18 protein-coding genes are annotated in these 24,124 nt (G+C 63.3%); 8 read left to right on the top strand and 10 right to left on the bottom strand.

Annotated features, from left to right (window positions below; genetic code table 11):
• Position 1 precedes the first annotated feature (1 nt).
• Together flaF and ACVIYL_RS26270 are read right to left on the bottom strand one after the other, a co-directional pair.
• Positions 2 to 367 (bottom strand): flagellar biosynthesis regulator FlaF, encoded by a 366-nt coding sequence (gene flaF, locus ACVIYL_RS26275; RefSeq protein WP_016846762.1) that lies wholly within the window; start codon positions 365 to 367, stop codon positions 2 to 4.
• Positions 368 to 574: 207 nt separating this feature from the next.
• Positions 575 to 1,744, bottom strand: a complete 1,170-nt coding sequence (locus ACVIYL_RS26270) for a flagellin N-terminal helical domain-containing protein (RefSeq protein WP_456780222.1) — start codon at positions 1,742 to 1,744, stop codon at positions 575 to 577.
• Here ACVIYL_RS26270 and ACVIYL_RS26265 point away from each other — a divergent pair.
• Both ACVIYL_RS26265 and flbT read left to right on the top strand, forming a co-directional pair.
• On the top strand, positions 1,731 to 1,883 hold the full coding sequence (locus tag ACVIYL_RS26265; protein ID WP_159109478.1) for a hypothetical protein: 153 nt from the start codon (positions 1,731 to 1,733) through the stop codon (positions 1,881 to 1,883). The genes ACVIYL_RS26270 and ACVIYL_RS26265 overlap by 14 nt on opposite strands.
• A 227-nt stretch (positions 1,884 to 2,110) precedes the next feature.
• Positions 2,111 to 2,542, top strand: coding sequence for a flagellar biosynthesis repressor FlbT (gene flbT / locus ACVIYL_RS26260; RefSeq protein WP_028337700.1), 432 nt, complete (start codon positions 2,111 to 2,113; stop codon positions 2,540 to 2,542).
• A gap of 779 nt (positions 2,543 to 3,321) precedes the next feature.
• On the opposite strand, the gene ACVIYL_RS26255 is transcribed toward flbT, so the two are convergent.
• From ACVIYL_RS26255 to ACVIYL_RS26235, 5 genes are all read right to left on the bottom strand, one after another.
• The gene (locus ACVIYL_RS26255) at positions 3,322 to 5,205 is read right to left on the bottom strand and encodes a flagellar protein (RefSeq protein WP_456780221.1); all 1,884 of its coding nucleotides are present in this window, start codon (positions 5,203 to 5,205) and stop codon (positions 3,322 to 3,324) included.
• A 7-nt stretch (positions 5,206 to 5,212) separates the two neighbouring features.
• Positions 5,213 to 7,090 (bottom strand): flagellar hook-associated protein FlgK, encoded by a 1,878-nt coding sequence (gene flgK, locus ACVIYL_RS26250; protein WP_456780220.1) that lies wholly within the window; start codon positions 7,088 to 7,090, stop codon positions 5,213 to 5,215.
• Between the two features lie 46 nt (positions 7,091 to 7,136).
• Positions 7,137 to 8,969, bottom strand: a complete 1,833-nt coding sequence (locus ACVIYL_RS26245) for a flagellar hook-basal body complex protein (protein ID WP_456780219.1) — start codon at positions 8,967 to 8,969, stop codon at positions 7,137 to 7,139.
• Positions 8,970 to 9,152: 183 nt separating this feature from the next.
• A complete protein-coding gene (msrB, locus tag ACVIYL_RS26240; protein ID WP_456780218.1) occupies positions 9,153 to 9,653 on the bottom strand; it encodes a peptide-methionine (R)-S-oxide reductase MsrB in 501 nt (166 codons plus the stop codon).
• Positions 9,654 to 9,728: 75 nt separating this feature from the next.
• Positions 9,729 to 11,225 (bottom strand): NAD(P)/FAD-dependent oxidoreductase, encoded by a 1,497-nt coding sequence (locus ACVIYL_RS26235; RefSeq protein WP_456780217.1) that lies wholly within the window; start codon positions 11,223 to 11,225, stop codon positions 9,729 to 9,731.
• Between the two features lie 97 nt (positions 11,226 to 11,322).
• Here ACVIYL_RS26235 and ACVIYL_RS26230 point away from each other — a divergent pair, with 97 nt between their 5' ends.
• Together ACVIYL_RS26230 and ACVIYL_RS26225 are read left to right on the top strand one after the other, a co-directional pair.
• Positions 11,323 to 11,865, top strand: a complete 543-nt coding sequence (locus tag ACVIYL_RS26230; RefSeq protein WP_456780216.1) for a SixA phosphatase family protein — start codon at positions 11,323 to 11,325, stop codon at positions 11,863 to 11,865.
• A 157-nt stretch (positions 11,866 to 12,022) separates the two neighbouring features.
• Complete coding sequence (locus ACVIYL_RS26225; protein ID WP_016840840.1) at positions 12,023 to 12,448, top strand: universal stress protein; 426 nt, start codon at positions 12,023 to 12,025, stop codon at positions 12,446 to 12,448.
• 367 nt (positions 12,449 to 12,815) lie between these two features.
• Here the strand turns inward: ACVIYL_RS26225 and ACVIYL_RS26220 are convergent, their stop codons facing one another.
• Positions 12,816 to 13,907, bottom strand: a complete 1,092-nt coding sequence (locus ACVIYL_RS26220) for a SphA family protein (RefSeq protein ID WP_456780215.1) — start codon at positions 13,905 to 13,907, stop codon at positions 12,816 to 12,818.
• Between the two features lie 482 nt (positions 13,908 to 14,389).
• On the opposite strand from ACVIYL_RS26220, the gene ACVIYL_RS26215 reads away from it, so the two are divergent.
• The 4 genes from ACVIYL_RS26215 (at position 14,390) to ACVIYL_RS26200 (ending at position 20,692) form a co-directional block, all read left to right on the top strand.
• A complete protein-coding gene (locus ACVIYL_RS26215; RefSeq protein WP_456780214.1) occupies positions 14,390 to 14,755 on the top strand; it encodes a hypothetical protein in 366 nt (121 codons plus the stop codon).
• Positions 14,756 to 15,109: 354 nt separating this feature from the next.
• Complete coding sequence (locus ACVIYL_RS26210) at positions 15,110 to 16,108, top strand: formylglycine-generating enzyme family protein (protein WP_456780213.1); 999 nt, start codon at positions 15,110 to 15,112, stop codon at positions 16,106 to 16,108.
• A 13-nt stretch (positions 16,109 to 16,121) separates the two neighbouring features.
• Positions 16,122 to 17,762, top strand: a complete 1,641-nt coding sequence (locus ACVIYL_RS26205) for an arylsulfatase (protein ID WP_456781892.1) — start codon at positions 16,122 to 16,124, stop codon at positions 17,760 to 17,762.
• Positions 17,763 to 18,265: 503 nt separating this feature from the next.
• Entirely contained in the window at positions 18,266 to 20,692 is a 2,427-nt protein-coding gene (locus ACVIYL_RS26200; protein ID WP_456780212.1) for an arylsulfatase, read from the top strand.
• Between the two features lie 237 nt (positions 20,693 to 20,929).
• Here the strand turns inward: ACVIYL_RS26200 and ACVIYL_RS26195 are convergent, their stop codons facing one another.
• Entirely contained in the window at positions 20,930 to 23,470 is a 2,541-nt protein-coding gene (locus ACVIYL_RS26195) for a sensor domain-containing protein (RefSeq protein ID WP_456780211.1), read from the bottom strand.
• Between the two features lie 267 nt (positions 23,471 to 23,737).
• On the bottom strand, positions 23,738 to 23,899 hold the full coding sequence (locus ACVIYL_RS26190) for a DUF1127 domain-containing protein (protein ID WP_080583391.1): 162 nt from the start codon (positions 23,897 to 23,899) through the stop codon (positions 23,738 to 23,740).
• Positions 23,900 to 24,124 lie beyond the last annotated feature (225 nt).

Here is a 24,124-nt window from a genome sequence, read left to right as displayed (position 1 = left end):
ATCAGCCGCGACCCGAGAGGCCGGCGGCGATATTGCAGTTGATATCGATCAGCGACTTCAGTTTCGCCGGATCCGGATTCATCTGGATGTCGACGGTCTGCTTCATCACGAACACGCCGATATTGGCGATGTTCTGGCGAATCTCGAGCGGCTGCGGATTGTCGTCGCCCTGCGCGGCGCTGAGAAAGATCGACCACAGCCGGCGGTTGAACAGCAACGCGTGATCGAGCGCCTTGTCGGGACCGTTCCAGTTCGTCTGGACTTCCTGCAGCTGCCGCGCGGCCTTCAACAGCGCCTGCGCTTCGATTTCACGTGGGGACGCCGTCGTCGTGGAGGTACGAGCGTAGGCCTGGGCTGCATTCGACATTCAATGACCTCGATGGGATGCGGATTTCTCGAGCCGCGAAGACGCAATTCTAGCGCCCGATATTTATGCATCCGGCGCCTTTAAATATGGTTAGCAGGCGTTACGAAATGCGTCGTTCTGACGGCATGGACAGACACCGTAATATCCCGGAGACAAAAGAAAACGGCGGGGTTTCCCCCGCCGTCCTCGAAGCAATTGCCGGCGCGTTTAGCGGAGCAGCTGCAGCACGCTCTGCTGGCTCTGGTTGGCGAGCGCCAGCGCGGAGACCGCGATCGACTGGCGGGTCGACAGCGCCTGGCTGTTGGCCGCTTCCTCGTTGGTGTCGGCCAGCGTCAGGTTGGACGAACCGGTCTGCAGCACGTTGATCAGGTTCTTCGAGAAGTCCTGACGGATCTGCACGATCGACAGGTTCGAACCCAACGTCGAGGCTTCGCTGCGCAACGCGGAGCTCGCCGAGCTCAGCGACGAGATGACGCTGTTCGCCGAGTTGTTGTCGAGGAAGTCGGTGCCGGCGGTCAGCGCCTTCAGTCCGAGGCCGCTGGCATTGAAGGTGACGCCGGTGATGCTGAGCGTCGACTTGCCGGTCTCGTTGAAGGTCAGCTTCAGGCTGTCGCCGTTCAACAGGTTGATGCCGTTGAACGAGGCGTCCTGCACCGTGGTCGTGATCTGCGCGATGGTGTTGTTGTACTGCGTCACCAGAGCGGAGCGCGCCGACTGCGAGGCCTGGTCGGCGACCGGGGCCGTGCCGGCCGCGCTGAACGTCGCGGTGCCGCCGCCGGTGTTGGTGAAGGTCACCGCACCGATCGTCGAGGACGCCGCGTCATTGGTCGTGGTGATGACAAGCTTGTTGGAGCTGTCGAGGCTCGCCGTCAGGTTGCTGGCTGCCAGCGACGTGTTCAGCTGCGCCAGCGACGTGCTGGCCCCGAAGGTGAAGCTGAAGGCGGGTTGGCCGGCCGAAGCCGCGATCGCCAGCACGTCACCGCTCTTGATCGTGGTGCCGTCGACGAGGTTGGCAGACGTGCCGCCGAGCGCCGCGGTCGAGGTGACCTGCGACCTGGTGGTGTAGCCGGTCGGGCTCTGCAGCACCTGGTTGGCGATCGACTTCGCGGTATCGACCAGCTTCTGCAGCGAGGTGATGCCGGTGTTGGCGGCCTGCAGCACCTGCACGCCGTTGCCGATGCCGTCGAGCAGGTTGTTGATGTCGCTGGCGCGGTTGTCGAGCGATTGCGCGGTGAAGAAGTTGGTCGGGTTGTCGAGCGCCGTGTTGACCTTCTTGCCGGTGGCAAGGCGGTTCTGCGTCGTGGAGAGCAGATCGGCGGTGGACTGGAGGGAGAGGAGGTTCTGGCGAACGGAGGAGGAGAGAATGATATCGGACATTTTCATACCTTTCTGGTGTGAAACTGAGGAAAAAGCCGCTCCAATCCTTTCTGATCGGGCGGATGGCCGATCCTGCGGTCTGGCCGCGAAGGAAAAAGAAATCTCCGGCACGGTATTTGAGACAAAGGCCGAAGAATAAAATTGTCGCCATTGGGCGAGGTTCGCCCCGAAAACTACTGAGACGACTGACAATTCCGGCTAGATAACGACGCTAGCGCCCGCCCCTCGTTCACCAAGCATTAACCATCATGGGAAAGGATCGCTGTCGCATCGGCCCCTGCCCGCAACGGCGGCTGCTAAGCAGTGCCGAACCACTTCGCTCCGCCAGCGAAGACATCGCGCGACTGCAGGCAAAGGAGAACGGTCATGGCCCTGAAGGTCGAACTCAAACCGAACGAACGCATCATCGTCGGCAATTGCGTGATCACCAACACCGACCAGCGCGCCCGCCTGCTGATCGACGGCGACCGCATCCCGATCCTGCGCGAGAAGGATATCCTGACGCCCGAGACCGCGGATACGCCCGCGAAGCTGATCTATCTGGCCGTGCAGCTGATGTATCTGTCGCCGGACCCGATGGCGCACCACCCGACCTATTTCAGTCTGGTGCGCGACATCATCACCGCGATGCCGAGCGCGTGGCCCTTCATCGAAAGCGTCAACAACTTCATCCTCAACGGCGACCTCTATCACGCGCTGAAGGAATCCAAGAAGCTGATCGCACACGAAGAGAAGCTGCTGGAAACCGCGCGCGACCAGCAGAACGCCGAACGGGACGACACACGCAAGAGCGCGTAGAGCTTCTTGTTTTGACGCGTTTCTTCGCGCGAACCGGCGTCCACGTCGCTTGAAAACGCTCTAGCCCCACTCGCCTGAATCGGGATAGGGGGGAGCCTCGCAGCCCCTCCCCTCCCACACCACCGTACATACGGGTCCGTATACGGCGGTTCGCTGGATTAAGCGGCAAGAGTTGTTCTGTTGCCGCCGTAGTTTGGGTGTCAGCAATCGTCGCGCCAGCTTCGACTCCTCTGATCAGCGTCAGTCAGGGTTTCACCCCTTCCCGCCGTTCCGAGGCCAGTTGCCCGGAATTCAGTCGCATGGCCGATGCGATATCGCTGCATCTACTCGTCACTTCCAGCGTTCAGGCCTTCGGCGAAACTCGTTCCGCCTACTATGCCCTCTGCTGACTTCTGCACTGCGGTCAGATCGCCTTACGACGACCTCAGTCTCGTTGCCGAGACGCAGCGCAGATCTCCCGAGGTAAGATCGACCGCCTTCGCCGCACGCCCGCCGGATTTACCACCCCGGCCCTTGATGACCGTGGACTTCGCGATCACGTGCTCGCTCGTCCGGCCGGGTAGGCCTCGTTATCCGGTTTTTGTCCATCGGGCCGCGGCTTTGCTCCACGCTTCCTTCAGACCCCACCTCGCGATGACGCCCTTGCGCTTCGCTAATCCTTCACCGTCATCAGGCTGGATAGAGGACTTCCACCTCCAAGCTGCCGGTCATGCTCGGCACACACGAAAAAGGCCTCCGCGCGGAGGCCTTTTTGCTGGCTGGAGTTCAGGGGCGCGTGATCAGCTGATCGGCAGATATTTCAGCAGCGTCGTCTGATACAGCATCGACGTGGTCTGGTACGACGCCTGCAAGCTGGTTTGCAGCGCCAGGATCTTGGTCGCGACCTCGTCCTGATTGACGCCCTCGACCGAGTCGAGCATCGTTTCCGCCATCCCCTTCAGCTGGGTCTGCCGATCGGTGGCCGCCTTGGTCGCGGTCTGGGCACCGGCGAATTCGGCCTGCACGTCCTGGATCTGCTGCTGACCGTTTTGCGGGGCAAGGTTGGCGCTCACGCGCTGCGCGAGCGCCGTCACCTGCGCGCTCGCATTCGGGTTGCTGGCATTGGTGGTGACGGCTGCGTACACCGCGACGTTCTGCAGCAAATAGCGGAAGGCCTGCTCGTTGGCGCGCGCGCCATACTGCACGGTGATCGACTGATCGACCTGCGCGACCGCGGTGCCGCGCGCCGACCCCGGGCCGTTCTCGCCGGTGTACCAGTAGACGGTGTTGCCTGGCGTGCCCGCGACCAGGTTGGTGGCGGTGTCGAACGGCGGTCCCCCTACCCTGAGCGGCGCCGGCGCTGCGGTGGTGTTGTTGGCGATGCCGAGTGCGCCGAGTGCGGTCGTGTTGGAGCTCGAGATCGACAGGCTCTCGCCATCGGCGCCGTGCAGGGTGATCGCGCCGTTGCTGATGGTCGACGGGTTCTTGGTGCCGCTGATCTGGTCGATCTTGGCCATCAGCGTCTGCACGCTGTCGGTGACATTGACCTGGTTGCCGGTGGCGCCCGAGGCCACGAAGGTGATCGGCGTGCCGTTCACCGTGATGGTGTCACCGGCGGCAAAGCTCGTCGACAGCGAGTCGGTGCCCGCCGCCCCCGACAGCGCCGTGGCGCCGCTGATCGGCGCCGGCGGCGTGTTATGGTTGTTGACCGCCGCGCCCGAGACGGTTGCGACCGGATTGAAGAAATTGTTCGACGCCGCGACCGCGGACGCCGCGACCAGCGACGTGTCGCTCAACGTCTTGATCGACGAGGTCAGCGTCGACTGCAGGTTGGCCGTCGTCGCCGCGGTGTCGGTGCCGATCAGGAACGAGCCGGCGGGCGGCGGGTTCGTCGTCGTCGCCGTGAGTTCGATCGCCTCGGTGGTGCCGTCGGGCAGCGTGAAGTTGAACTTGATCTTGTCGCCGTCCTTCGGATTGACGGCGCCGAGATCGACCGAAGCCGATTTCGGCGTGCCGGTCGGCTGCGTCACCGTGGCGCCACCCGTCAACGACGATTGCACCGACAAGAGCTTCAGGCCGAACGGCGAGCCGTCCTCGGCGATACTCGTGACCGTCGTGGTCGCCGGCGGCGACGAGACGCTCAGGCGCCCCATCATGCCGGCGCCCTGATCGGCCTGCTTGCGCTCATTGATGAGCTGCGTCAGGCCGGCCTGGGTTGCCGTGCCCTTGAGCATGGTATCGGCGGACACCGTGGCCGGCGTATCCATCGCGCGGCCGGAAAACAGATAGCGGTCGCCGGACTGGCTGTTCAGCATCGCGACCGCGTTGGCGAAGGCCGCCTGCGCCGTGATCTGGCCCGAGGTCTGGCCGCTGTCGTTGAGCGTCAGCGTTGCCGTCGTCGCGGCGTTCTTCACCTGGGTCCCGACGTCGGACAGGCCCTGCAAGGTGAGGTTCGCGACACTCAGGCGCGTGTTGAGGTTGGTGGCGGTATCGGAGAATGCGTTGATGCCGCTGATCTGCGCGCGCAGGCTGAGCGCGAAACCGCGATCGAGCCCCTGCCCCGCATAGGTCGTCGATACCTTGCCGGTTGCAAGCTGCGTGGTCAGGTCATTGAGCTGATTCCGCAGGTTGAGGATCGTGGTGCCGATATAGGAAGTTCTGCCGCTTACGCCGTCGATCGACATGTTACCCTCACGTGAGCTGCAGCAGCGCGTCGTACATCTGCTTGATCGACGACATCACGCGCGCATTGGCGGAATAGGCGTTCTGCAGCGAAAGCAGATGCGCCATCTCCTCGTCCATGTTGACGCCGGAGGTCGAGTCCATCTTGGTCTGCAGCGTGTTCAGCACGACGTCCTGGCCGTCAGCCAGTTGCTTGGCGGCGGTCGCCGACTCGCCCTGCTGGCTGATGAACTGCTTGGCAAAGTTGAGCAGCGTGCCGGTGAACGGCGCGCCTGACGTGCCAAGGCCGGTCTGCGGCGAATAGCTGTACGAGGCGTTCGACAGCTGGTTCAGAACGAGGTTGGCGCGCGTGGTGTCGCCGGCCGGCGTCTGCGGATTGGTCGAGTACACCACCATGCGCGAGGGATCGCCGATCAGGCCGGTGTTGACGCTGATGCGCGCGGCAAGGCCGGTGGTCTGCGAGCCGTTCGCGGTGATCGCGCCGGTGTAGAGTCCGCCATTGTCGGTGAACAGCGGAAGGTGCGGATCGCCCGAGGTCAGCGACGAAACCGTCGACGTGACCGACGCCGCGGTCACATCGGCCTTGTTGACGGCGCCGTCGTCGAGCACGCGCAGCGTCGACCCGGACGGATTGGAGAATTGCAGGCCGGTTCCGCCGAGTGCGCCGTTGAGCTGCGACAGCACCGAGCTCATGCCGCCTGAGAAATCGATGCCCAGCACCTCGTCGTTCGGATCGACGGTCGCGGTATTGCTCAGCGGCAGCACGCTCGGATCGTCGACGCGAATGATCGACAGATTATGCGTGAGGCCGGTGGTGTTGTCCTTGTAGGAGACGTGGATGGTGTTGCCGTTCTGCAGCCCCGAGAGGTCGAGGTCGAAGCCGGACTGCGCCCCCGCCGTCGCCGCGGTGCCTGCGGTCGTCTTGTCCGACAACGCGCTCGACATCGCGGCCGCGAACTGATCGATCTGTGTCTGGGCCTGCGCCAGCGTGTTGTCGCGCAACTCGAGATAGGCGGCGATCTTGCCGGAGCGAATCGAGTTGGTCGACACCATGTCATAGGTGCCGCCATGCGGGAACGTGATGGTGATGGTGCCGACCGTGCTCTTGGTCGGGTCGGTATTGTACAACGTGTTGGGCGTCATCGTGCCCTGGGCGTTGAAGCTGAGCGTCGCGGCCTCGGTGCCGACCAGCTGCACGCCGGAATTGGTGAACACGCTCACCTGGTTCTGGCTGTTGGTGACGGTGCGGATGTCCATCAGCTGCGAGAGCTGCGTGACGTAGCGGTCGCGCTGATCGAGCAATGCCGCGGTCGAGGCATCGGTCGTGCCGCCATTGGCCGCCAGCTGGACATTGAGGCGGGCAATCTGCTGCAACGCATTGTTGGCGCTGTTGATGGAGTCGCTGATGCCGGCCTCGGCGTTGGCGCGCAGCGTCTGGATTCCCTGCGAGGTCGCGTTGAGCTGCTGCGCCATCGATTGCGCGGCATTGATCACGCCGATGCGGGCCGACTGCGATTCCGGGCTGGTCGACAGCCCCTGCAGCGCGGTCAGGAACTTGTTGTAGGCGTCCTCGATCGTGCCGGTGGAGTCGGGATTGCCGTACACGCCCTGCAAATTGGCCAGAAAATCCGAGCGGACGTCGGCGTAGGCCGCGCCCGACGTCTCGGTGCGAAGCTGGGTCTGCAGGAATTCGTCGAGCTGGCGGTTGACGCCGGTGATGAGGACGCTCGATCCGTACTCGCCGGTGGTGCCGGTGACCTGGTTGAGCGTCTTCCTGACGTAGCCGGGCGTCTCCGCGTTGGCGACGTTCGACGACACGAGCGAGAGCGAGGCCTGCGTGGCGCGCAGGCCCGACATCGCGGTGGAAAGGGCTTGGCTCAAACCCATGATATGTACTCGCCTTTACTTCTTCACACGTGCAGCAACGACGCGATCAGCGCACCACGTTCAGGAGGTCCTGCACCATCGAATTGGTCGTCGTGATTACCTTGGTGTTTGCCGAATAGGCCTGCTGGGTTACGATCAGCTTGGTGAATTCGTCGGCAATATCGGTGTTCGAGCTCTCGAGCGAGGAGCCGACGATGGTGCCGGCCTTGCCGAACAGCGCCGCGCCGGACTCGTCGGTTGCCTCGAACGCACCGCCGTCTATGCGCTTGAGGAAGTTGGTGCCGTTGAAGGTCGCCACCGAGATTTCGGCGAGGTCGATGTTGCGGCCGTTGGTGTAGTTGCCGACGATGCGGCCGTTGGTGGAGACGCTGACCGACTGCAGCTGGCCGGCGGGGAAACCGTCCTGCTGGATCTGGTTGACCTGAACGTTGCCGTTGGCGTCGGCGAACTGCGTCACGCCACCGGAGCCGAAATTGATCACGGGGCTGCCGAGCGACACGCCGTTGACGACGGCATTGGTGAGCGCCACCGAGGAGATCGCCGGCGACATCTGGCCGTTCGAGGCGAAGGTGAAGTTGACGTTGACGTTTTGCCAGGAGACCTGCGTGCCGGTCGCATTGGGGTTGACCTGATAGAACAGGTTCCAGGTATCGGTATGTGTGCCGCCCAACGAAGAGCTGTCGGTCTTGGCCCAGCGGAATTGCAGGTTCACCGGCGCGCCCGAGACGTCGTAGGCCGTGACGGCGCCGCCCGAGACGGATTCGTTCAGGAAGGTCGAGTTGTCGTTGCCGATAACCTGGCCGGTGCCGACCGTGCCGCCGCCGCCGCGAACCGCGACCGCCGAGCCGGTGAAGCCGAGCGCCGCGAAGGCGGTCGCGTTCGAGCTCGTCACGTTGAGGTCGGCCAACTTGCCGGAGTGCAGGGTGATCTTGCCGCCGCTGATCGTCGATGGCGTCGTGGTACCGGTAATCGCGTCGATCTTCGCGAGCAGCGTTCCGATGCTGTCGGTGACGTTGAGCTGGTTGCCGGTCGCCCCCGACGCCACGAAGGTGATGACGGTGCCGTTGACCGTGATCGTGTCGGCGGGCACGACGGGCGGGCCCGCAGAGCCGGCGCTGAAGTTGGTATTGATCGAATCGGTGCCGGCTGCGCCTGAAAGCAGGGTCGCGGCGGTAATGGCCACCGACGGCGTCGCCTTGTTGTTTTGCGCGGTGCCGGTGATGGCGGAATCGGTATACGGCGCAGCCGGCGTGCCCAGCACCAACGGATTGTTTCCACTGCTGAACGCGCCCGGCCGGATCAGCTCGGAACCGGGAACCGAAGTGTCGTGCGCGGTGGTCAAGGGATAGGACGCGAGGTTGGCGCGATAGTCGATCTTGGTCGTCTGCTGCGCCGGCAGGAAGTCGTTCTTGAATTGCAGCACCTGCGGCGATGAGCCTGCCGGGTTGCCGGTGGTCGGGTCGATCGGCACGCCCTCGAGATAGTAGCCGGCGCCGTTGACGAGATAGCCGTCCTTGTTGAGCTGGAAATCGCCGCGGCGGGTGTAGCGGTCGACGCCGTCGAACACCGGGGCACCGTCGGTGAAGCTGCCCGGCTTCTGCACCGCGAAGAAACCGTTGCCGTTGATCGCCATGAAGGTCGCGACCGATGCCGACTGGACGTCGCCCTGCACCGAGTTGGTCGAACGGGACTGCGCGGTGACGCCGCCGGCAAGTTGCGCGGTCAGCGCGGTCTGCGGGACGAGGTCGAGGAACGAGGTGTCGATGCGCTTGAAGGCGGTGGTCTGCGAGTTGGCGATGTTGCCGGAGATGTTTTCGAGCGCGTACGACCCCGCGCGCAAGCCACCGACAGCCGTCGTGAGAGCGCCGAAGATACCCATGACATGTTCTCCAATTCGATTCCCGGCGGCTGGCAATCACAGGAATGGCCGCATCGGCGGAGCATGTCGCAAAGGTCGTGCCACGAAACAAAACGTAACAAAATCATCCGCTTGAAAAAAATGCCCCGGTCGTTCGACCGGGGCACATTTGCCGGGAGCGGCAACAATTGCCGGGAAGGAATGTCAGGTCGCTGACGGCGCCGCCGGGTGAAACACCAGCGCGAAACCGTCCATGCAGTAGCGCAGTCCGGTCGGTTTCGGGCCGTCGTCGAAGACGTGGCCGAGATGGCCGCCGCAGCGGCGGCAATGCACCTCGGTGCGCACCATGCCGAAGGTGCGGTCCGACGTCGTGCCGACCGCATTCTCCAACGGCTTCCAGAAGCTCGGCCAGCCGGTGCCGCTCTCATACTTGGTCTCGGACGAGAACAGCGGCAGGTCGCAACCGGCGCAGGCGAAGGTGCCCTTGCGGTGCTCCTTGAGCAGCGGGCTCGATCCCGGCCGCTCGGTGCCCTGGTTGCGCAGGATCTCGTACTGCTGCGGCGTCAGCTGCGCGCGCCATTCGGCGTCGGTCTTCTCGATCTCGAATTTCTCGGCGGCCTGCGCCGGCGAGGCGCGCAGCCAGCGGAAGGCGGCGAAGCCGAACAGGCCGGCGGCGGAAGCAAGCAGGATGCGGCGATCGATCATCAATCATCTCCGGTGCGGACGGCTCAGGGGGCGCGCCCGAGGTTCGTCAACAGATACGAACCCCGCCGCCGGACGTTACATCCGCCCGTCGGAGATCCGCTCACTTTCTTGCGAGGCATCCGGATACGGCGCCTCGCCGTCCTCGATCGGCCTGGGCGCGGACGGACGCGCCGGCCGCACAGCCGACGGGGGTGGACGGCGGGGTGCGGGTCCCCTGGTTCCCGCCCTGAGATTGGCCTCGGCGAGCCGCGCCTCGCGCAGGCGTTCCTTCGCACGTGCACCCTCGCGGTAGCGCGCCAGAACACCCGCCACGGACGAGGCCCCCCTCGCCCACAGGCTGACGAAATGACCGGCGACGCGGCCGGTGGCGCCGCCGGCCCAGACCAGCTCGAACGGCGAAAACAGCCGCCAGCGATCGTCGCCCCACAGGATGCTGCGCGCGATCAGCTGCCCGGCGAGCGCCGAGGTGTTGAGTCCCTGCCGGCCGAAGCCGCTCGCCACCCACAGGCCCCGGCGCAACTGGCCGATCTGCGGCATGCCATGCACGGTGACGCCGACCGCGCCGCCGAACATCTCCGCGATCGGAACCTTGCCGAGCTGCGGAAACACCGTGGCGACGCGGCGCTGCACCGCCGAGCCGAGGCGCTCCGGCCGTGCGTCCCAGGTGGTTTCGGGGCTCGCCCACAACAGCCGATCGCCATCGACGACACGGAAATGGTCGATGCCGTCGCTGTCGACGACCGAGCCGGGAAAGGCGATGGACTCCGCCAGCCGCTCCCCGAGCGGCTCGGTCAATGCCGCGTAGCGCCACACCGGCAGCAGCGTATCGGACAGCCGCTTCAACGGCGCACCGAGATGGATGTTGCCGGCGAGGACGATATGGTTGGCCCGCAGCCGCGCCGTCGGCGTCACGATGCGCTTACGGATGCCCGAAAAATCGATACTGACGACCGGCGTCTCCTCGAAGATCCGCACGCCCGCCCGCATCGCCAGCGCGGCGAGGCCATCCACATATTTGCGGCCATCGATCTGGAACGCCTTCGGATAATAGATGCCGTGGAAATAGCGGCCGGTCCTCAGCACGCTGCGCACGCGATCGACCTGCCAGCCCTCGACCTCGGTCGCGAAATCCTCGCCCAGCGTCTGCAGGCGGCCGATCAGCGCCTCGCCGACATCGACATTGGAGACTTCCAGCGCGCCGTCGCTCGGCTTGATGCCCGGGATCAAATCCTCGGTAGCGGTGGCGCGGACATAATCGGCGCCCTCCTTCGACAGTGCCCACAATTCGCGGGCATCGTCGCGGCCGACACGCTCGATCACGTCTGATATCGGCAGGCCGAATCCCGGCATCACGGTGCCGAGATGGTGACCGGAGGCGTTCCAGCCGATCTGGCGGCCTTCGAGCACCGCAACGCTCGCACCGAGTCGCGCCGCCTCACGCGCCACAGTCAGGCCGGCCAGCCCGGCCCCGACTACGCAAATGTCGACGTCGAGGTCGAACGCCAGACGGTCGCGGAACGGCGAGGCCGCCTGATCGGGGCCGTCTGCCGCACTTGTGGAACTCTCGCTCATAGCGTTTCTTACGAACCGCTGCAGCGCTTGTCACCTTGTCCAGGGCATGAGCCTGTAGAATTTTAATTCGACCTGACCGAATCGAGAATGGAAGTCCATGCGCCGTTTGCTGCTGCTGCGTCACGCCAAGACCGAACACGACGCGCCTTCGGGGCACGACCAGGACCGCCGTCTCGACGAGCGCGGCCACCGCGACGCGGCGGAGATCGGCGGCTGGATCGCCCGTCATCCGCCCCCGCCCAATCTGGCGCTGGTCTCGCCGGCGGTCCGCACCAGGCAGACCTGGGAGATCGTGCGCGAGGTGCTGAAGGGCGCCGGGCCTGCGCCGAAAGTCGAATTCGTGCCGGACCTCTACGGCGCCGATCCGGTGCAATTGCTGACCGCGATCCGGATGGCTTCGGTCACCGATCCGAAGCGGCTGATGCTGATCGGCCATAATCCCGGCATGCACGAGCTCGCGCTGACGCTGACCGGCAGCGGCGACGAGGCCGCGAAGCGCGCGCTCGGCGACAATCTGCCGACCTCGGGGCTCGCCGTCTTCGACTTCGCGACCGACGACTGGAACGACGTCTCGTTCCGGCGCGGCAAGCTCGTCCTGTTCATCAGCCCTAAGCTGTTGAAGCAGGCCTCGCGCAGCTGACGCAAGCGGACAGCGCCGCGCGGCCATGCTATATTGGCCTCTGCGCGACAGGGGGACCGGTTCGCGTCGATACCAGAACGACTTCAAGAAAAAGAAGGCGCGCGTCCCGGGCACCGGGACCAAACGGCTCCAGACCAATCGCGGACAGGAGGCGCAGATGTACAAGTCCATTCTCGTTCCGATCGACCTCGCCGATACCGATCTGGCGAAGCCGGCGATCGCAACCGCTGCAACATTGTCGCAAACATGGAACGGGACGGTTCGTCTGCTCAACGTGCTGCCGATGACGCCGGTGATGCTCGCCGAATATGTGCCGGCGGATTTCGACAGCCAGCAGCGCGAAACGTCGGAAGAAGCGCTTGCGATCGTGGCGCGCGAATCCGGCATCGCGCCCTCCCGCATCTCGGGCGTAGTCCGTCAGGGCGGCATCTATCACGAGATCCTCGAGGAGGCCGCGACCATGAAGGCCGACCTCATCGTGATGACCTCGCACCGGCCGGCGATGCGCACCTACTTCCTCGGCTCCAATGCCGGACACGTAGTGCGCTACGCCAAATGCTCGGTGCTGGTGGTGCGGCACTAAAGCGGGTTGAGTTATGGGGCCGTCGCAGGCGGCGCTGCCAAAATATCGAAAACAACCCCATGCAAAGTAGCCGGCGGCGGCCGGCGTTCGACCAAGCGACTGTCGACCAAGCGACTTGACACGTCGGGCAACTCAGGGATATTCTTCTAATATTCCGAAATTGCTCCCGCGTCCCCTCGCCCCCAGGCGGGAGAAGGGACGCGCCCAATTTGCGGGCGCAGCCTAATCTCAGCCTGCTTTAATCCAACCAGGGCCCCAACCCGGACATGTCCGCACGCTCGCGGAGTATCCATTGGCTGATTGCGTCGCTACCGCCGCGCCAGATTGAGCCTTCAGAACGGCACCGGTGGCAGCGTCACCGCTATTGCTATTTCGTGAATCTGGGCCTTGTGGATGTCGGCGGCGTTGGCGCCGTGGGCTGAAGATTGAACGTCAGCCAGACGTTCCAGCCTGCTGGCCGATTTTCATTGGCGAATTCGCCATAGCCCTTCAGGTTCAGATATCCCTGCATGTCTCCGACCGGGAAAATGTAGCCGACCTGCGGGCCGACACCGGCCACGCGCGACCGGAAGCAGCCGACGCGATCGCCGGAGCCGCTGTCGCAGCCGAGCTGCTGATAGAGGTAACCGACGAGGCCGACCTGCCACTGCTTGGTCAGGAATTGCGATGCGCCCCAGTCGAGGTGCATGTCGACGCCGCTTTGATATTGGGTGGAGGGGTTGACGAAGTTGTAGGTGAATCCCAGCACCGTCGAAAATTCATGCCCGGTCTTTGGATCGAAATAGGTGTAGCCGCCGCCTGCGTCGACTGTCCAGTGCCCAAGCCCCAGATTCGCCAGGCGGCCCGACTGGTAGGCGCCGACCGGAAGGTCGGCGGTAACGTACGTCATGTAATTGTTGACACCGGCATTCCAGCGCAGCGCGAACTGCGGGATCAGGTCGCCGAATGCAATGAGCGAGCTGTCGATGCTGTCAAACCGGGAGAAGGGGAACGTGCCGCCGCCTGGTCCCGTCAATGTCCCAACGAGCGATCCCGCCAGCGACGTGGAGTTGGAGCCGTAGGTCGCCAACAGGCTGGCAGAAGCCTGACCGCCCAGCACGGGTGTTGCAAAGGTGTAGGTCCCGGCCACAAGGCCAAGGTTCACATTCGCATTGACGTTCGCGTTGACGTTGGCCGTTAGATTCGCGGGAAAGCGACCAAGCGTGATTTCGCGCGACCGTGCCACGTCGCCGCCGGCGGAAACAGAGGTGTGATAATAAACCGTGGTTACCGACCAGCCCGGCGCCTGCTGAGGAACGGCCGCGAGGCTGCCAAAAAATCCGGGTATCCAAAAGCTGATGCCATTTTCATCGGCGCGAGCCGCTTGGGTGGAAAGCACCAGCAGAGCGGCAAGCACCCCAACACTCAAATGCCACTGCGAAAAAAATCTGCGTCCCAAATTCGGTTTAAAGTACCGCATCGCCGATTCCCCGACTCTCGCGATCCCACCATTGCTCCGGCGGGGTAGAAACTCGGAAAGAATAAGCTGACGCCGCCGTTCGTCCACGCGAATTCGGCATAGTTGAGTTCAGCCGGAGGTTTATTGAAAGGTTGTGTCCTTGACGCCACAACCCTGGCACTTTCTGCATAGTCGTCAGGGGCTCTCGGCAAAGACGAGGCGGCCTGGCTCGATTGATCTAGATCAATAAATGAAGGATGCGTTACTGGAAGCATCTCATCTTGCTAGGTTCGTAGGCGCGGCGTTGTGACTTGGACCTGCGCCTTCCATTTCTATCGACCATCTTCTCGGACGTTGCCCAAGATTCGCTTTCTCTTGAACGACGGGCCAGTCGTTATGGCCACGGCTGAAAATCTTCTGCTGGATCCGCCGCATCACGGCGCGGATCGGCTTGGATGACGGGCGGCTCGCATTGGGCAGCCCGGTATTGGAGAGGATATCCCATGCACCCAGCAATCATGGCCATGGCGGCGGCTACCCAATTGCTGACGCCCATTTCCGATGCTGTCCCAAAATTCAACGTCGAGGCTACTTGCAGAGCGTCGGTAGAAGCCGACAAGGCGATGAATTTGAGCTTGCCTCAAAGTTTAGGCAAGTGTTTGAGCGATGAGAACTCAGCGCGTGAACAGCTGAGCCCGATTTGGTCTTCGTACTCCCCGGCAGTCAGGACCCAGTGTGAGGCCGAGGCGACGATAGGCGAAGCGAGCTATGTCGATCTCTTGACCTGTCTTCAAATGACTGATGGATCAGCCACGACCTCGGCAGCAGCTTTGCGGGGCGCGAGCAAAAAGAAAAAGGCTCCAAACTAACCCGCACTGTCGCCGCGGCGTCTGCTGCCGGGGGATAGATCGGACGTCCTCATGACTTGATCCAGGATGTTCTGGGTTGTAGTCGCGCCTTCACACTTAGTTGTTACAAGCATGATTGCCTTTGCTGCCCGGATTGCAAACCTTTGCTGCCCGGCTACAACGTGATACTCTAGGTTGTGCCGCTGCGAACGGCGTAGTCGGCCTCGCGCTCCAGATACTCGATCGTCTTTTCTGACTGACCAAGGCGTTAAACGCTCCCCCGACGAATCGGCGAGCTAGAAAGCTGCCGAGAGATTCTCGAAATTGCTCGGGGCGGCGATCGTAACTTTGAAACTCGTTCACTGCGAGTAGCCCATGCACGACGTTGGCGTTGCGGCAGGCGTACCTTTGTCGGATGGGCCCAGTGAGAGGGGCATGGTCTGGATTCCGGGCGGCACGTTCCGCATGGGCTCAGACAGGCACTATGCCGAAGAGGCGCCGGTCCATCGCGTCTCGGTGAGCGGCTTCTGGATGGACCGGACGCCGGTCACCAATCGCGATTTTCGCAAGTTCGTCAACGCAACCGGCTACGTGACGTCAGCGGAGACGCGGCCTGACGCAAAGGACTATCCGGGCGCACTGCCGCACATGCTCAAGGCAGGCTCGCTGGTTTTCACGCCACCGAAGCGTCCGGTCGATTTGCGCGACTGGTCGCAATGGTGGAATTTCAAATTTGGCGCCAACTGGCGCCGGCCATATGGCCCCCGCAGTTCGATCAGCGGCCTCGACGATCATCCCGTGGTCCACATTGCCTATCGCGATGCCGAGGCCTACGCGACATGGGCTGGCAAGGACTTGCCGACCGAAGCCGAATGGGAGTTTGCCGCGCGCGGCGGCCTCGACGGAGCCGAGTTCGCCTGGGGCGACGAGCTGATGCCCGGCGGCAGGCCAATGGCGAATACCTGGCAAGGTGTTTTTCCATACCAGAATCTTGGCGACGATGGTCACGCGCGCACCTCGCCGGTGATGGCGTTCCCACCGAATGGCTACGGCCTTCATGACATGATCGGCAACGTCTGGGAGTGGACCACCGATTGGTGGTCCACCAGGCATGCGCCCGACGCGGCCAAGGCGTGCTGCGTTCCTCAGGATCCACGCGGCGGGCGAGAGCAAGACAGCCACGATCCGTCTCTGCCCAAGATCAAGATTCCCCGCAAGGTTCTCAAAGGCGGCTCGCATCTCTGCGCGCCGAACTACTGCCGTCGCTATCGCCCGGCTGCGCGCCATGCGGAAGCGGTGGATACGTCCACGAGCCATGTTGGCCTTCGATGCATCATAAGGAAGGGAGCAAGTGATGAGCGACGACAAGGATAACGCCTCACGCGATATGAGCCGTCGAAATGTTTTGCTCGCGACGACAAGCCTGGCGGCGGCATCCGCATTAGGCGCCGCCGCATCGGTCGAAAAGGCACTGGCCCAGGCGCAGCAGGCACCGAGCGGCCAGCGGCCCAATATCGTCGTCATCATGGGGGACGATATCGGCATCTGGAATATCGGTGCTTACCATCGTGGCATGATGGCCGGCCGGACGCCGAACCTCGACAAGATCGCCGCAGAAGGCATGCTGTTTACCGATTATTACGCCGAGGCGAGCTGCACCGCAGGCCGCGCCAACTTCATCACCGGCGAGCTGCCGATCCGCACCGGCATGACAACGGTCGGCCAGGCCGGCGCCCCCACAGGCTTGCCGGCGGAGGCTGTGACCATTGCCACCGCGCTCAAGGGCATGGGCTATGCCACCGGCCAATTCGGCAAGAACCACCTTGGCGACAAGAACGACTTTCTGCCGACCGTGCACGGCTTCGACGAGTTCTTCGGCTATTTGTATCACCTCGACGCGATGGAAGATCCGGCTCACCCTGCCTATCCGCAGGAGCTGTTGAACAAGGTCGGCCCGCGCAACATGATCCATTCGTGGGCAACCAATGTGGACGACGCCACCGTGGATCCCCGCTGGGGCAAGGTCGGCAAGCAGAGGATTGAAGACGCCGGAACGCTCTATCCCAAGCGGATGGAAACGGTGGACGATGAAATCCGAGACTTCGCCTTGTCGTTCATTGAAAGGGCCAAGGCCGATAACAAGCCGTTCTTCTTGTGGCTCAATCCGACCCGCATGCACATCGTCACGCATTTGTCGCCGAAGTACGAGGCGATGCGCAACTCCAAGAACGGCTGGTCGATTCATGAAGCCGGCATGGCGCAGCTCGACGACGATGTCGGCCTCGTCATGAAAAAGCTCAAGGACATGGGCGTGGATGACAACACCATTGTCATCTTCACCACGGACAACGGCACCGAGGTCTTCACTTGGCCGGATGGCGGACAGACGCCTTTCGCGCAGAGCAAAGGTACGGTGATGGAAGGCGGCTTCCGCGCGCCGGCGATGATCCGCTGGCCGGGCAAGGTGCCGGCGGGCAAGGTCGAGAACGGCATCATCTCCGGGCTGGACTGGTTCCCGACCTTGCTGGCGGCTGCCGGCAACCCGAACATTGCCGAGGAACTGAAGAAGGGCAAGCAAATCGGGGATCGCAACTACAAGTGCCATCTGGATGGCTATAATCAGATGGACATGATCACCGGCAAGGGGCCGTCGAATCGACACGAAATCTGGTACTTCGGCGAGAGCGAACTGGGGGCCGTGCGCATCGACGACTACAAGTATCGTTTCATCGACCAGCCCGGTGGCTGGCTGGGCGAAAAAGCCAAGGTTGACGTCCCCTACCTGATCAACCTCCGCCTAGATCCGTTCGAGCGAACGGGCTGGCCCGACAGCGGGACCAAATACGGCGCCCAACAGTACTTCGACTGGTTCAAATATGAGTTCTGGCGCTTCGTGTTCGTTCAACAGGAGGTCGAGAAGCTGGCCATGACCGCAATCGAGTTTCCGCCGATGCAGAAGGGCGCGAGCTTCAACCTCGATTCCGTGAAGGCTAAAATCGAGGCCGCCAGGACGGCAATGGCAAAATGAGATTCATGATCGTGTTGGGCGGCGTCCATGCCGCCCAACACCGTCTCCTCCGGCCTTTCGGCCGGCGTTCGACCAGGCGACTTGACACGTCGGGCAACCCAGGGACATTCTTCTAATATTCCGAAATTGCGCACGAAGATGCCATTGAGGACGCGGCGGTCATTCGCTCGTCGCACGCCGCGCGGCTTGTTGGGCAGCATCGGCTCGGCAGTCCGGCTCAATCAGGCGCTGACCGACGGCGATTGGTCGCTATACCCCCGAAAGCGGATGCATTGTGTTCACATCGAGTTCTTCAGCTTCTGACCAAAGCGGTCGCGAGACCCGGTTTTGGCCCGAAGTACCAAGGGGCCCTCCGTTGATCTAGATCAAGGGAACAAAGCGGCGCTTCCATTTCGATCCCCCAATGGTTGTACAGCGTCGGGTGAGCGGGGTGACACCTCTCCGTACCACACGTTAGCGGAGGCGTCCGAAAGCCCAAGCGGGTAACAGAAGGAGAGGCATCGATGAATCGCCGTCAGCTTTTTCTTTCCACCGCAAAGGGCGCGCTTGCGTCGGCACTCGGTTGGTCCTGGCTTCGCGAGTCGGCACAGGCTCAAGAAGTGCTGCCGCTTCCGCAGCCGCCATTCAAGGGAAAAATCGGCACCACCTATAAGGACTCGTTTCCGGACAAGATACCGATCATTAGTGCACCAAGCGGCGCGCCGAACGTCCTGCTCGTTCTGATCGACGATTGCGGCTTCGGACAATGGGGGACTTTCGGCGGCCAAATCCCTACCCCGAACCTGGACCGGCTCGCAAAGGCCGGATTGCGCTACACGCGCTTCCATACCACGGCGCTATGTTCTCCAACGCGGGCCGCGCTGCTCACGGGCCGCAATCATCATTCCGCCGCAACAGGCAACATTACCGAATTGGGCGACGGCTATCCCGGCTACAGCGGACAGATTCCGAACAGCGCCGCCATGGTGGCAGAGCCGTTGCGCCAGCATGGCTACAGCACAGCCTGGTTCGGCAAGAACCACAATATTGCGGATTGGGAGACCAGTGTGTCGGGTCCCTATGACCGCTGGCCAACCCGGCAGGGATTTGATCACTTCTACGGTTTCTTGGGGGGCGAAGCGAACCAGTGGGTGCCGGCGCTCTATCGCGACAATACGCCAATCGAGATGGAGGTCCCGAGCGGCCGGAAAGCCGATTACACCCTGAATGAAGCCCTCGCCGACGAGGTGATCAGTCACATCAACAAGCAAAAGTCGGTGACACCGGACCGGCCATTCTTCATCTATTACGCGCCCGGTGCCACGCACGCGCCTCATCACGTGCCGAAGGAATGGATCGACAAGTTCAAGGGGCAGTTCGATCAGGGGTGGGATAGATATCGGGAAGAAACATACCAGCGACAAATGCGCCTGGGCGTGATCCCTGCCGACACCAAGCTGACCCCGCGGCCGGCGGAGATTCCTGCCTGGGATTCCCTTTCCGCTGATCAGAAGCGCATCGCCTCGCGGCTGATGGAGACCTTCGCCGCCTACACGGCCCAAACCGACTTTCATGTTGGGCGCGTCCTCGATGCTCTGGAAGCAGTCGGCCAAACGGACAACACGCTGATCTTTTGGGAGATTGGCGACAACGGCTCCTCGATGGAAGGTACCCTCAATGGCACCTTTAACGAGATGGTCGGCGTTAACGGTCAGCAGGAGGACCCGAGCTATATCCTGGCGCATCTCGACGAGATCGGCGGTCCCAAGTCCTACAATCATTTTCCCGTGGGATGGGCGTGGGCCATGGACACACCGTTCCAATGGGGCAAGCAGGTCGCCTCGCATTTCGGCGGTACGCGCAATCCGCTCGTCATCTCATGGCCCAACAGGATCAAGGACAAAGGCGGCATTCGCACTCAATTCCATCACGCGATCGACATCGTTCCGACGATCCTGGAGGCTGCTCAAATCGAGCAGCCCTCGTCGGTCAACGGGGTTGCCCAAAAGCCGATCGAAGGCGTCAGCATGGTTTACACCTTCGACAACCCGAAGGCTGAAGAGCAGCGTCGCGTTCAATATTTCGAGATGTTCGGCAACCGTGCGATCTACAGCGACGGATGGGTTGCGTGCGTCCGCCATGGACGGCTGCCTTGGCAAAACATCGGCTCGTATGATTTCGCCAACGACAAGTGGGAGCTTTACCGGATTGAGAGCGACTTCAGCGAGGCCAACGACTTGGCGGCTCAAGAGCCCAAGCGTCTGCGCGACATGCAGGACCTGTTCTGGGTCGAGGCAGCAAAATACGACGTGCTCCCGCTGGACGACCGGTTCATCGAGCGCGCCGACCCAAGCTTGCGTCCGAGCCTGATCGCGGGACGCACCGATTTTACTTATTACCCCGGCGCCACGCGGATCCCCGAAAGCTCATCGCCCAACGTGAAAAACCGCTCGCACAGCATCGCGGCGTATATCGATGTTCCGCAAGCAGGCGGTGATGGTGTGTTGATCGCGGCTGGCGGCACCGTTGCCGGCTACGCTCTCTACATCAAGGACGGTAAGCCGACTTACGAATACAACTGGTTTTCCTTGCAACGATACAAGGTCGCCAGTTCGGAGAAGCTCGCACCGGGTCCGGCAATCATTCGCGTGGACTTCAAGTACGACGGCGGTGGGCTCGGAAAGGGTGGCGTAGTCACGCTTTTCGTCAATGACACGAAGGTTGGAGAGGGGCGGGTCGAAAAGAGCGTCTTGGGCCGGTTCTCGGCCGATGAAACTTTCGACATCGGGATGGATACGGGATCGCCGGTCAGCGATGATTACGCGTCGCCCAATCCCCATACAGGCAAGCTCTTAAAAGTGGAGATTCACCTCGCCCCGGTGAACCACACCGAAAACGACATCAAGACGCTACGCAAGGCCGAACTGGCTGCACAATCGGCCATCGAATAGGGATCGATGAGATCGAGGTGCAAGTCAGGAGGCCCGTTGGCTCGCGGCCAAGTATCGGTTCGTGGCCCTTCTCGAACCTCCGGCGACGTCCGCTTTCTCGCGGCTGTCAGGGTGAGAGCGGACATCAAGCGTCCCTCATCCAGCTCCGCTTTATGAGTACACGGCCCAGCTGATTGGTCAGCTGCCACCATCGAGGCAAAGCCACGGGCAAAAGAACGCTGCCAAAGCGGTGTTCGGCTAGAGGCGATTCCGTTGCGGCTGCATCCGGCGTGCCTCGCGCTCGATGCTGGCGGCGACCAGCGGCGCCTTGTCGGCGGCGATCGGCGGGGAAAACACGAAGCCCTGCACCAAATCGCAATCGAGCCCGCCGAGCACGTCCAGCTCGGCGGACAATTCGGCGCCCTCCGCCACGACCGTCATGCCGAGCCCGTGCGACAGGGCGATGATGCCGCCGAGCAGCTTGCGCTTCTCCGGCGCGGTGGAAATGCCATCCACGAAGGCCCGGTCCACTTTCAGGCAGTCGAAAGGCAGGCGCGTCAGGTAGCCGAGCGAGGAATAGCCCGAGCCGAAATCGTCCAGCGCCAGCCGGGCGCCCAAGCCGGACAGCGCCGTCAGCGTGCGACTGATCCGTTGCTCGGTATGATCCACGAACAGGCTTTCGGTCAGCTCCAGGCAGAGCAGCTCCGCCGGAAAGCCGGTCTCTGCCAGGATGGCCGAGACCGCGGTCTCGAAATCCACGCTCCAGATCTGCGCCGGCGAGACATTGACCGAGATGGAGCGCGGCGGCAGCCCGGCATCCAGCCAGGCGCGGCCCTGCCGGCAGGCCTCGCGCAGCACCCACAGGCCGAGGTCGACGATGAGGCCGGAGCTTTCGGCGATCGGGATGAACTCCGCCGGCGAGATCGGCCCGCGCTCGGGATGGGTCCAGCGCAGCAGCGCCTCGAAGCCGGTGACGCGGCCGGTCTTCAGGTCCACCTGCGGCTGGTAATGGGCCTCGAGGGCGCCGGCCTCCACGGCGTGGCGCAGATGGCGGCCGAGATCGAGCCTTTCATCGACGGCCTGCGCGTAGACCGGCTCGAACAGTTGCGCCCGGCCGCGCCCGGCCTCCTTGGCCATGTAGAGCGCGAGGTCCGCGTTGCGCACGGCGGTCTCCGCCGTCGCACCGTGCTCCGGCAGGCGGGCGATGCCGATGGTGGCGCCGACCGAGGCCTCGCCCTCGGCAAGATCGACGGGGCCGGACAGTTTGCCGACGAGCCGATCGGCAAGCCCGGTCAGCGCGGCGTCGGACGTGTCGCATCCATCCGCCAGCACGGCGAATTCGTCGCCGCCGAGCCGGGCGATGAAGGCGCGCGGCCCCAAGTCCTGCCGCAACGCAGCCGCCACCTTGATCAGCAATTCGTCACCGGCGGCATGGCCGAGGGAATCATTGACCTCCTTGAAGCGATCGAGGTCGATGAGCAGCAGCGCACCAGTCCGGCCTCCCCGGGCGCAGCCTTCGGTCAGGGCGGCGAGCTGGCGCGTGAACAGCGCGCGATTGGCAAGGCCGGTCAACGGATCGCTGTAGGCGAGCTGCTCGAGCTGGCGCTCGGCTTCCTTGCGCTCGGTGACGTCCTGCACGGTGCCGATGATGCCGATGACCTTGTCGTGGGCAACCTCCGCCTTGCAGATCACAGCCAGATCGCGGGGCATACCGTGCGCGTGCAGGATGCGCAGGTCGGTGGCCTCGGTCCGGCGGGTGCGCAGCACCCGTTTCTGCACATCCCGGAAGCGGTCGGCGTCGCCGTCCAGGAAATAGGGCCTCATGTTCTCATCGGTCGGCTCGAACGTGTCGGGCAAGCCGAGGAGCTGGTAGAGTTCGGGCGCCCAGATCGTGCGGCCGCTGTCCAGCCGGTGGCTCCAGGTGCCGATCTTGCCGAGACGGTGGGCTTCCTCCAGCGCCCGCGTGCGCTGGTCGAGCAGCGCCTTGGCCGCCCTGAGCTGGGTGATGTCGCTGGAGGTGCCGCGATAGCCGAGAAAGCTGCCGTCATCGCCGAAGATGGGCTTGCCGCTGGTGCAGATACTGACGCGCGAGCCGTCCTTGCCGATCAGCGTATAGGTGAAGTCGCGAAAAGGGCGATGGGCCTCCATATCGGCCCGGTGCCGCGCCATCGCCTCGCCGTCCTCGGGTGCATAAGTCAGCTCCCAGCGCGCCTTCCTGCCAGCGGCCACCGTCTGGAACGCCGCATTGCCGGCAAGCGATTTGGGATAGGGCAGCAGCCGATGCTCGGCGTCGCTCTCCCAGCACCAGTCCGAGGCGGTCGAGACAAAATCGGCCAGCCGTTGCTCGCTCTCCGCCAGGCGCCGCAGCGCGGAGGTCTCCTCCGTGACGTCGCGGACGATGCCGGACACGCGTCGAACCTGGCCGTCCGCGTCGAATTCCGGCTCGCCATGCACCACGCAGTCGAGCAGGCTGCCATCGAAACTGCGGAGTCTCGCGCGCACCGCATAGGGCCGCCCCTCCGCCCAGCAGGCCGCGTAATGCGCCTCCAGGAGCTTCCGGCTTTCAGGCAAATAGCGCTCGCGCACCGTGGCGATGGGGATGTAGCCGTCGGCGGTGTCGAATTCGTAGAAGGCGGCGAGCTCGGGCGATATCCAGAGATCGGTCGCGGCGGCACTCTGCGACTCCCAGTAGCCCATGCGGGCCAACCGGATCGCACAGCGCAGCGATCGCTCCTCATGCCAGCGGCGACGCGCTTCCCGGGTCGGGGCCCGCCCTTGCGACAATTTGCGAGCGGCCATCGGTCCCCAACTCAACGCTAGCGTACGCAGCTAACAGGCTAGCATAGAGCGTCACAACCTTGGAGCGACGGCGGTGACGAGATGGGGCTCTTCCGCTTCTTTGGTGTAGTTTCGGTGAATTCTGCAACCGGCAGTCGGCGCCCGGCCCTAAGGCGCGACGTGATCGGGTTGAATCGTCATCGCGCTTTAGCTCTTTGTTTGAGCATGACCTTTTTGGAAAACCGCTTCGCACTTTTCCGGATCATGCATTAGCGCAGCACCGGCATCTTAACGGATCCGCACCAGCTCCAGGTCGAAGTCGCCGGTGACGGCGGTCTCGATCTGGCAGCGCGAGAGTCCGATATCGCGCAACGCCCGGTCATCGAGCTGGCGCAGCGTCTTGATCGCCTCGCGGCGCACCCAATAGGTCGCGAGCGCATCGCCCCACACTCGGAGCAATCGGAGCAATCCGCCCAATGTACTAGGCCGCGCGGGCGCTGCGGCGGCTGAGGATATCGCTGACATTGTCATCTCTCCTTCGCTGCCCATAGACAAAGCTACGCCGTTGACGCAAATGCTGTTTCAGCGCCTTCGCCGCCGGGACCTCGGACTGCTTGCGCACTCCTCGGTGCAATCATGGGCTTGTTCCCTCTTAAATGATCCGGTACATTGCTC

The organism is Bradyrhizobium sp. USDA 3315, assembly GCF_054056795.1.
This window is presented reverse-complemented; position numbering and strand designations above follow the sequence as displayed.

Bases quoted from the DNA above. Each gene is read 5' to 3' on its own strand.
- flaF (WP_016846762.1), bottom strand. From the start codon at position 367: ATGTCGAATGCAGCCCAGGCCTACGCTCGTACCTCCACGACGACGGCG.
- ACVIYL_RS26265 (WP_159109478.1), top strand. From the start codon at position 1,731: ATGATATCGGACATTTTCATACCTTTCTGGTGTGAAACTGAGGAAAAA.
- ACVIYL_RS26270 (WP_456780222.1), bottom strand. From the start codon at position 1,744: ATGTCCGATATCATTCTCTCCTCCTCCGTTCGCCAGAACCTCCTCTCC.
- flbT (WP_028337700.1), top strand. From the start codon at position 2,111: ATGGCCCTGAAGGTCGAACTCAAACCGAACGAACGCATCATCGTCGGC.
- ACVIYL_RS26255 (WP_456780221.1), bottom strand. From the start codon at position 5,205: ATGTCGATCGACGGCGTAAGCGGCAGAACTTCCTATATCGGCACCACG.
- flgK (WP_456780220.1), bottom strand. From the start codon at position 7,090: ATGGGTTTGAGCCAAGCCCTTTCCACCGCGATGTCGGGCCTGCGCGCC.
- ACVIYL_RS26245 (WP_456780219.1), bottom strand. From the start codon at position 8,969: ATGGGTATCTTCGGCGCTCTCACGACGGCTGTCGGTGGCTTGCGCGCG.
- msrB (WP_456780218.1), bottom strand. From the start codon at position 9,653: ATGATCGATCGCCGCATCCTGCTTGCTTCCGCCGCCGGCCTGTTCGGC.
- ACVIYL_RS26235 (WP_456780217.1), bottom strand. From the start codon at position 11,225: ATGAGCGAGAGTTCCACAAGTGCGGCAGACGGCCCCGATCAGGCGGCC.
- ACVIYL_RS26230 (WP_456780216.1), top strand. From the start codon at position 11,323: ATGCGCCGTTTGCTGCTGCTGCGTCACGCCAAGACCGAACACGACGCG.
- ACVIYL_RS26225 (WP_016840840.1), top strand. From the start codon at position 12,023: ATGTACAAGTCCATTCTCGTTCCGATCGACCTCGCCGATACCGATCTG.
- ACVIYL_RS26220 (WP_456780215.1), bottom strand. From the start codon at position 13,907: ATGCGGTACTTTAAACCGAATTTGGGACGCAGATTTTTTTCGCAGTGG.
- ACVIYL_RS26215 (WP_456780214.1), top strand. From the start codon at position 14,390: ATGCACCCAGCAATCATGGCCATGGCGGCGGCTACCCAATTGCTGACG.
- ACVIYL_RS26210 (WP_456780213.1), top strand. From the start codon at position 15,110: ATGCACGACGTTGGCGTTGCGGCAGGCGTACCTTTGTCGGATGGGCCC.
- ACVIYL_RS26205 (WP_456781892.1), top strand. From the start codon at position 16,122: ATGAGCCGTCGAAATGTTTTGCTCGCGACGACAAGCCTGGCGGCGGCA.
- ACVIYL_RS26200 (WP_456780212.1), top strand. From the start codon at position 18,266: ATGAATCGCCGTCAGCTTTTTCTTTCCACCGCAAAGGGCGCGCTTGCG.
- ACVIYL_RS26195 (WP_456780211.1), bottom strand. From the start codon at position 23,470: ATGGCCGCTCGCAAATTGTCGCAAGGGCGGGCCCCGACCCGGGAAGCG.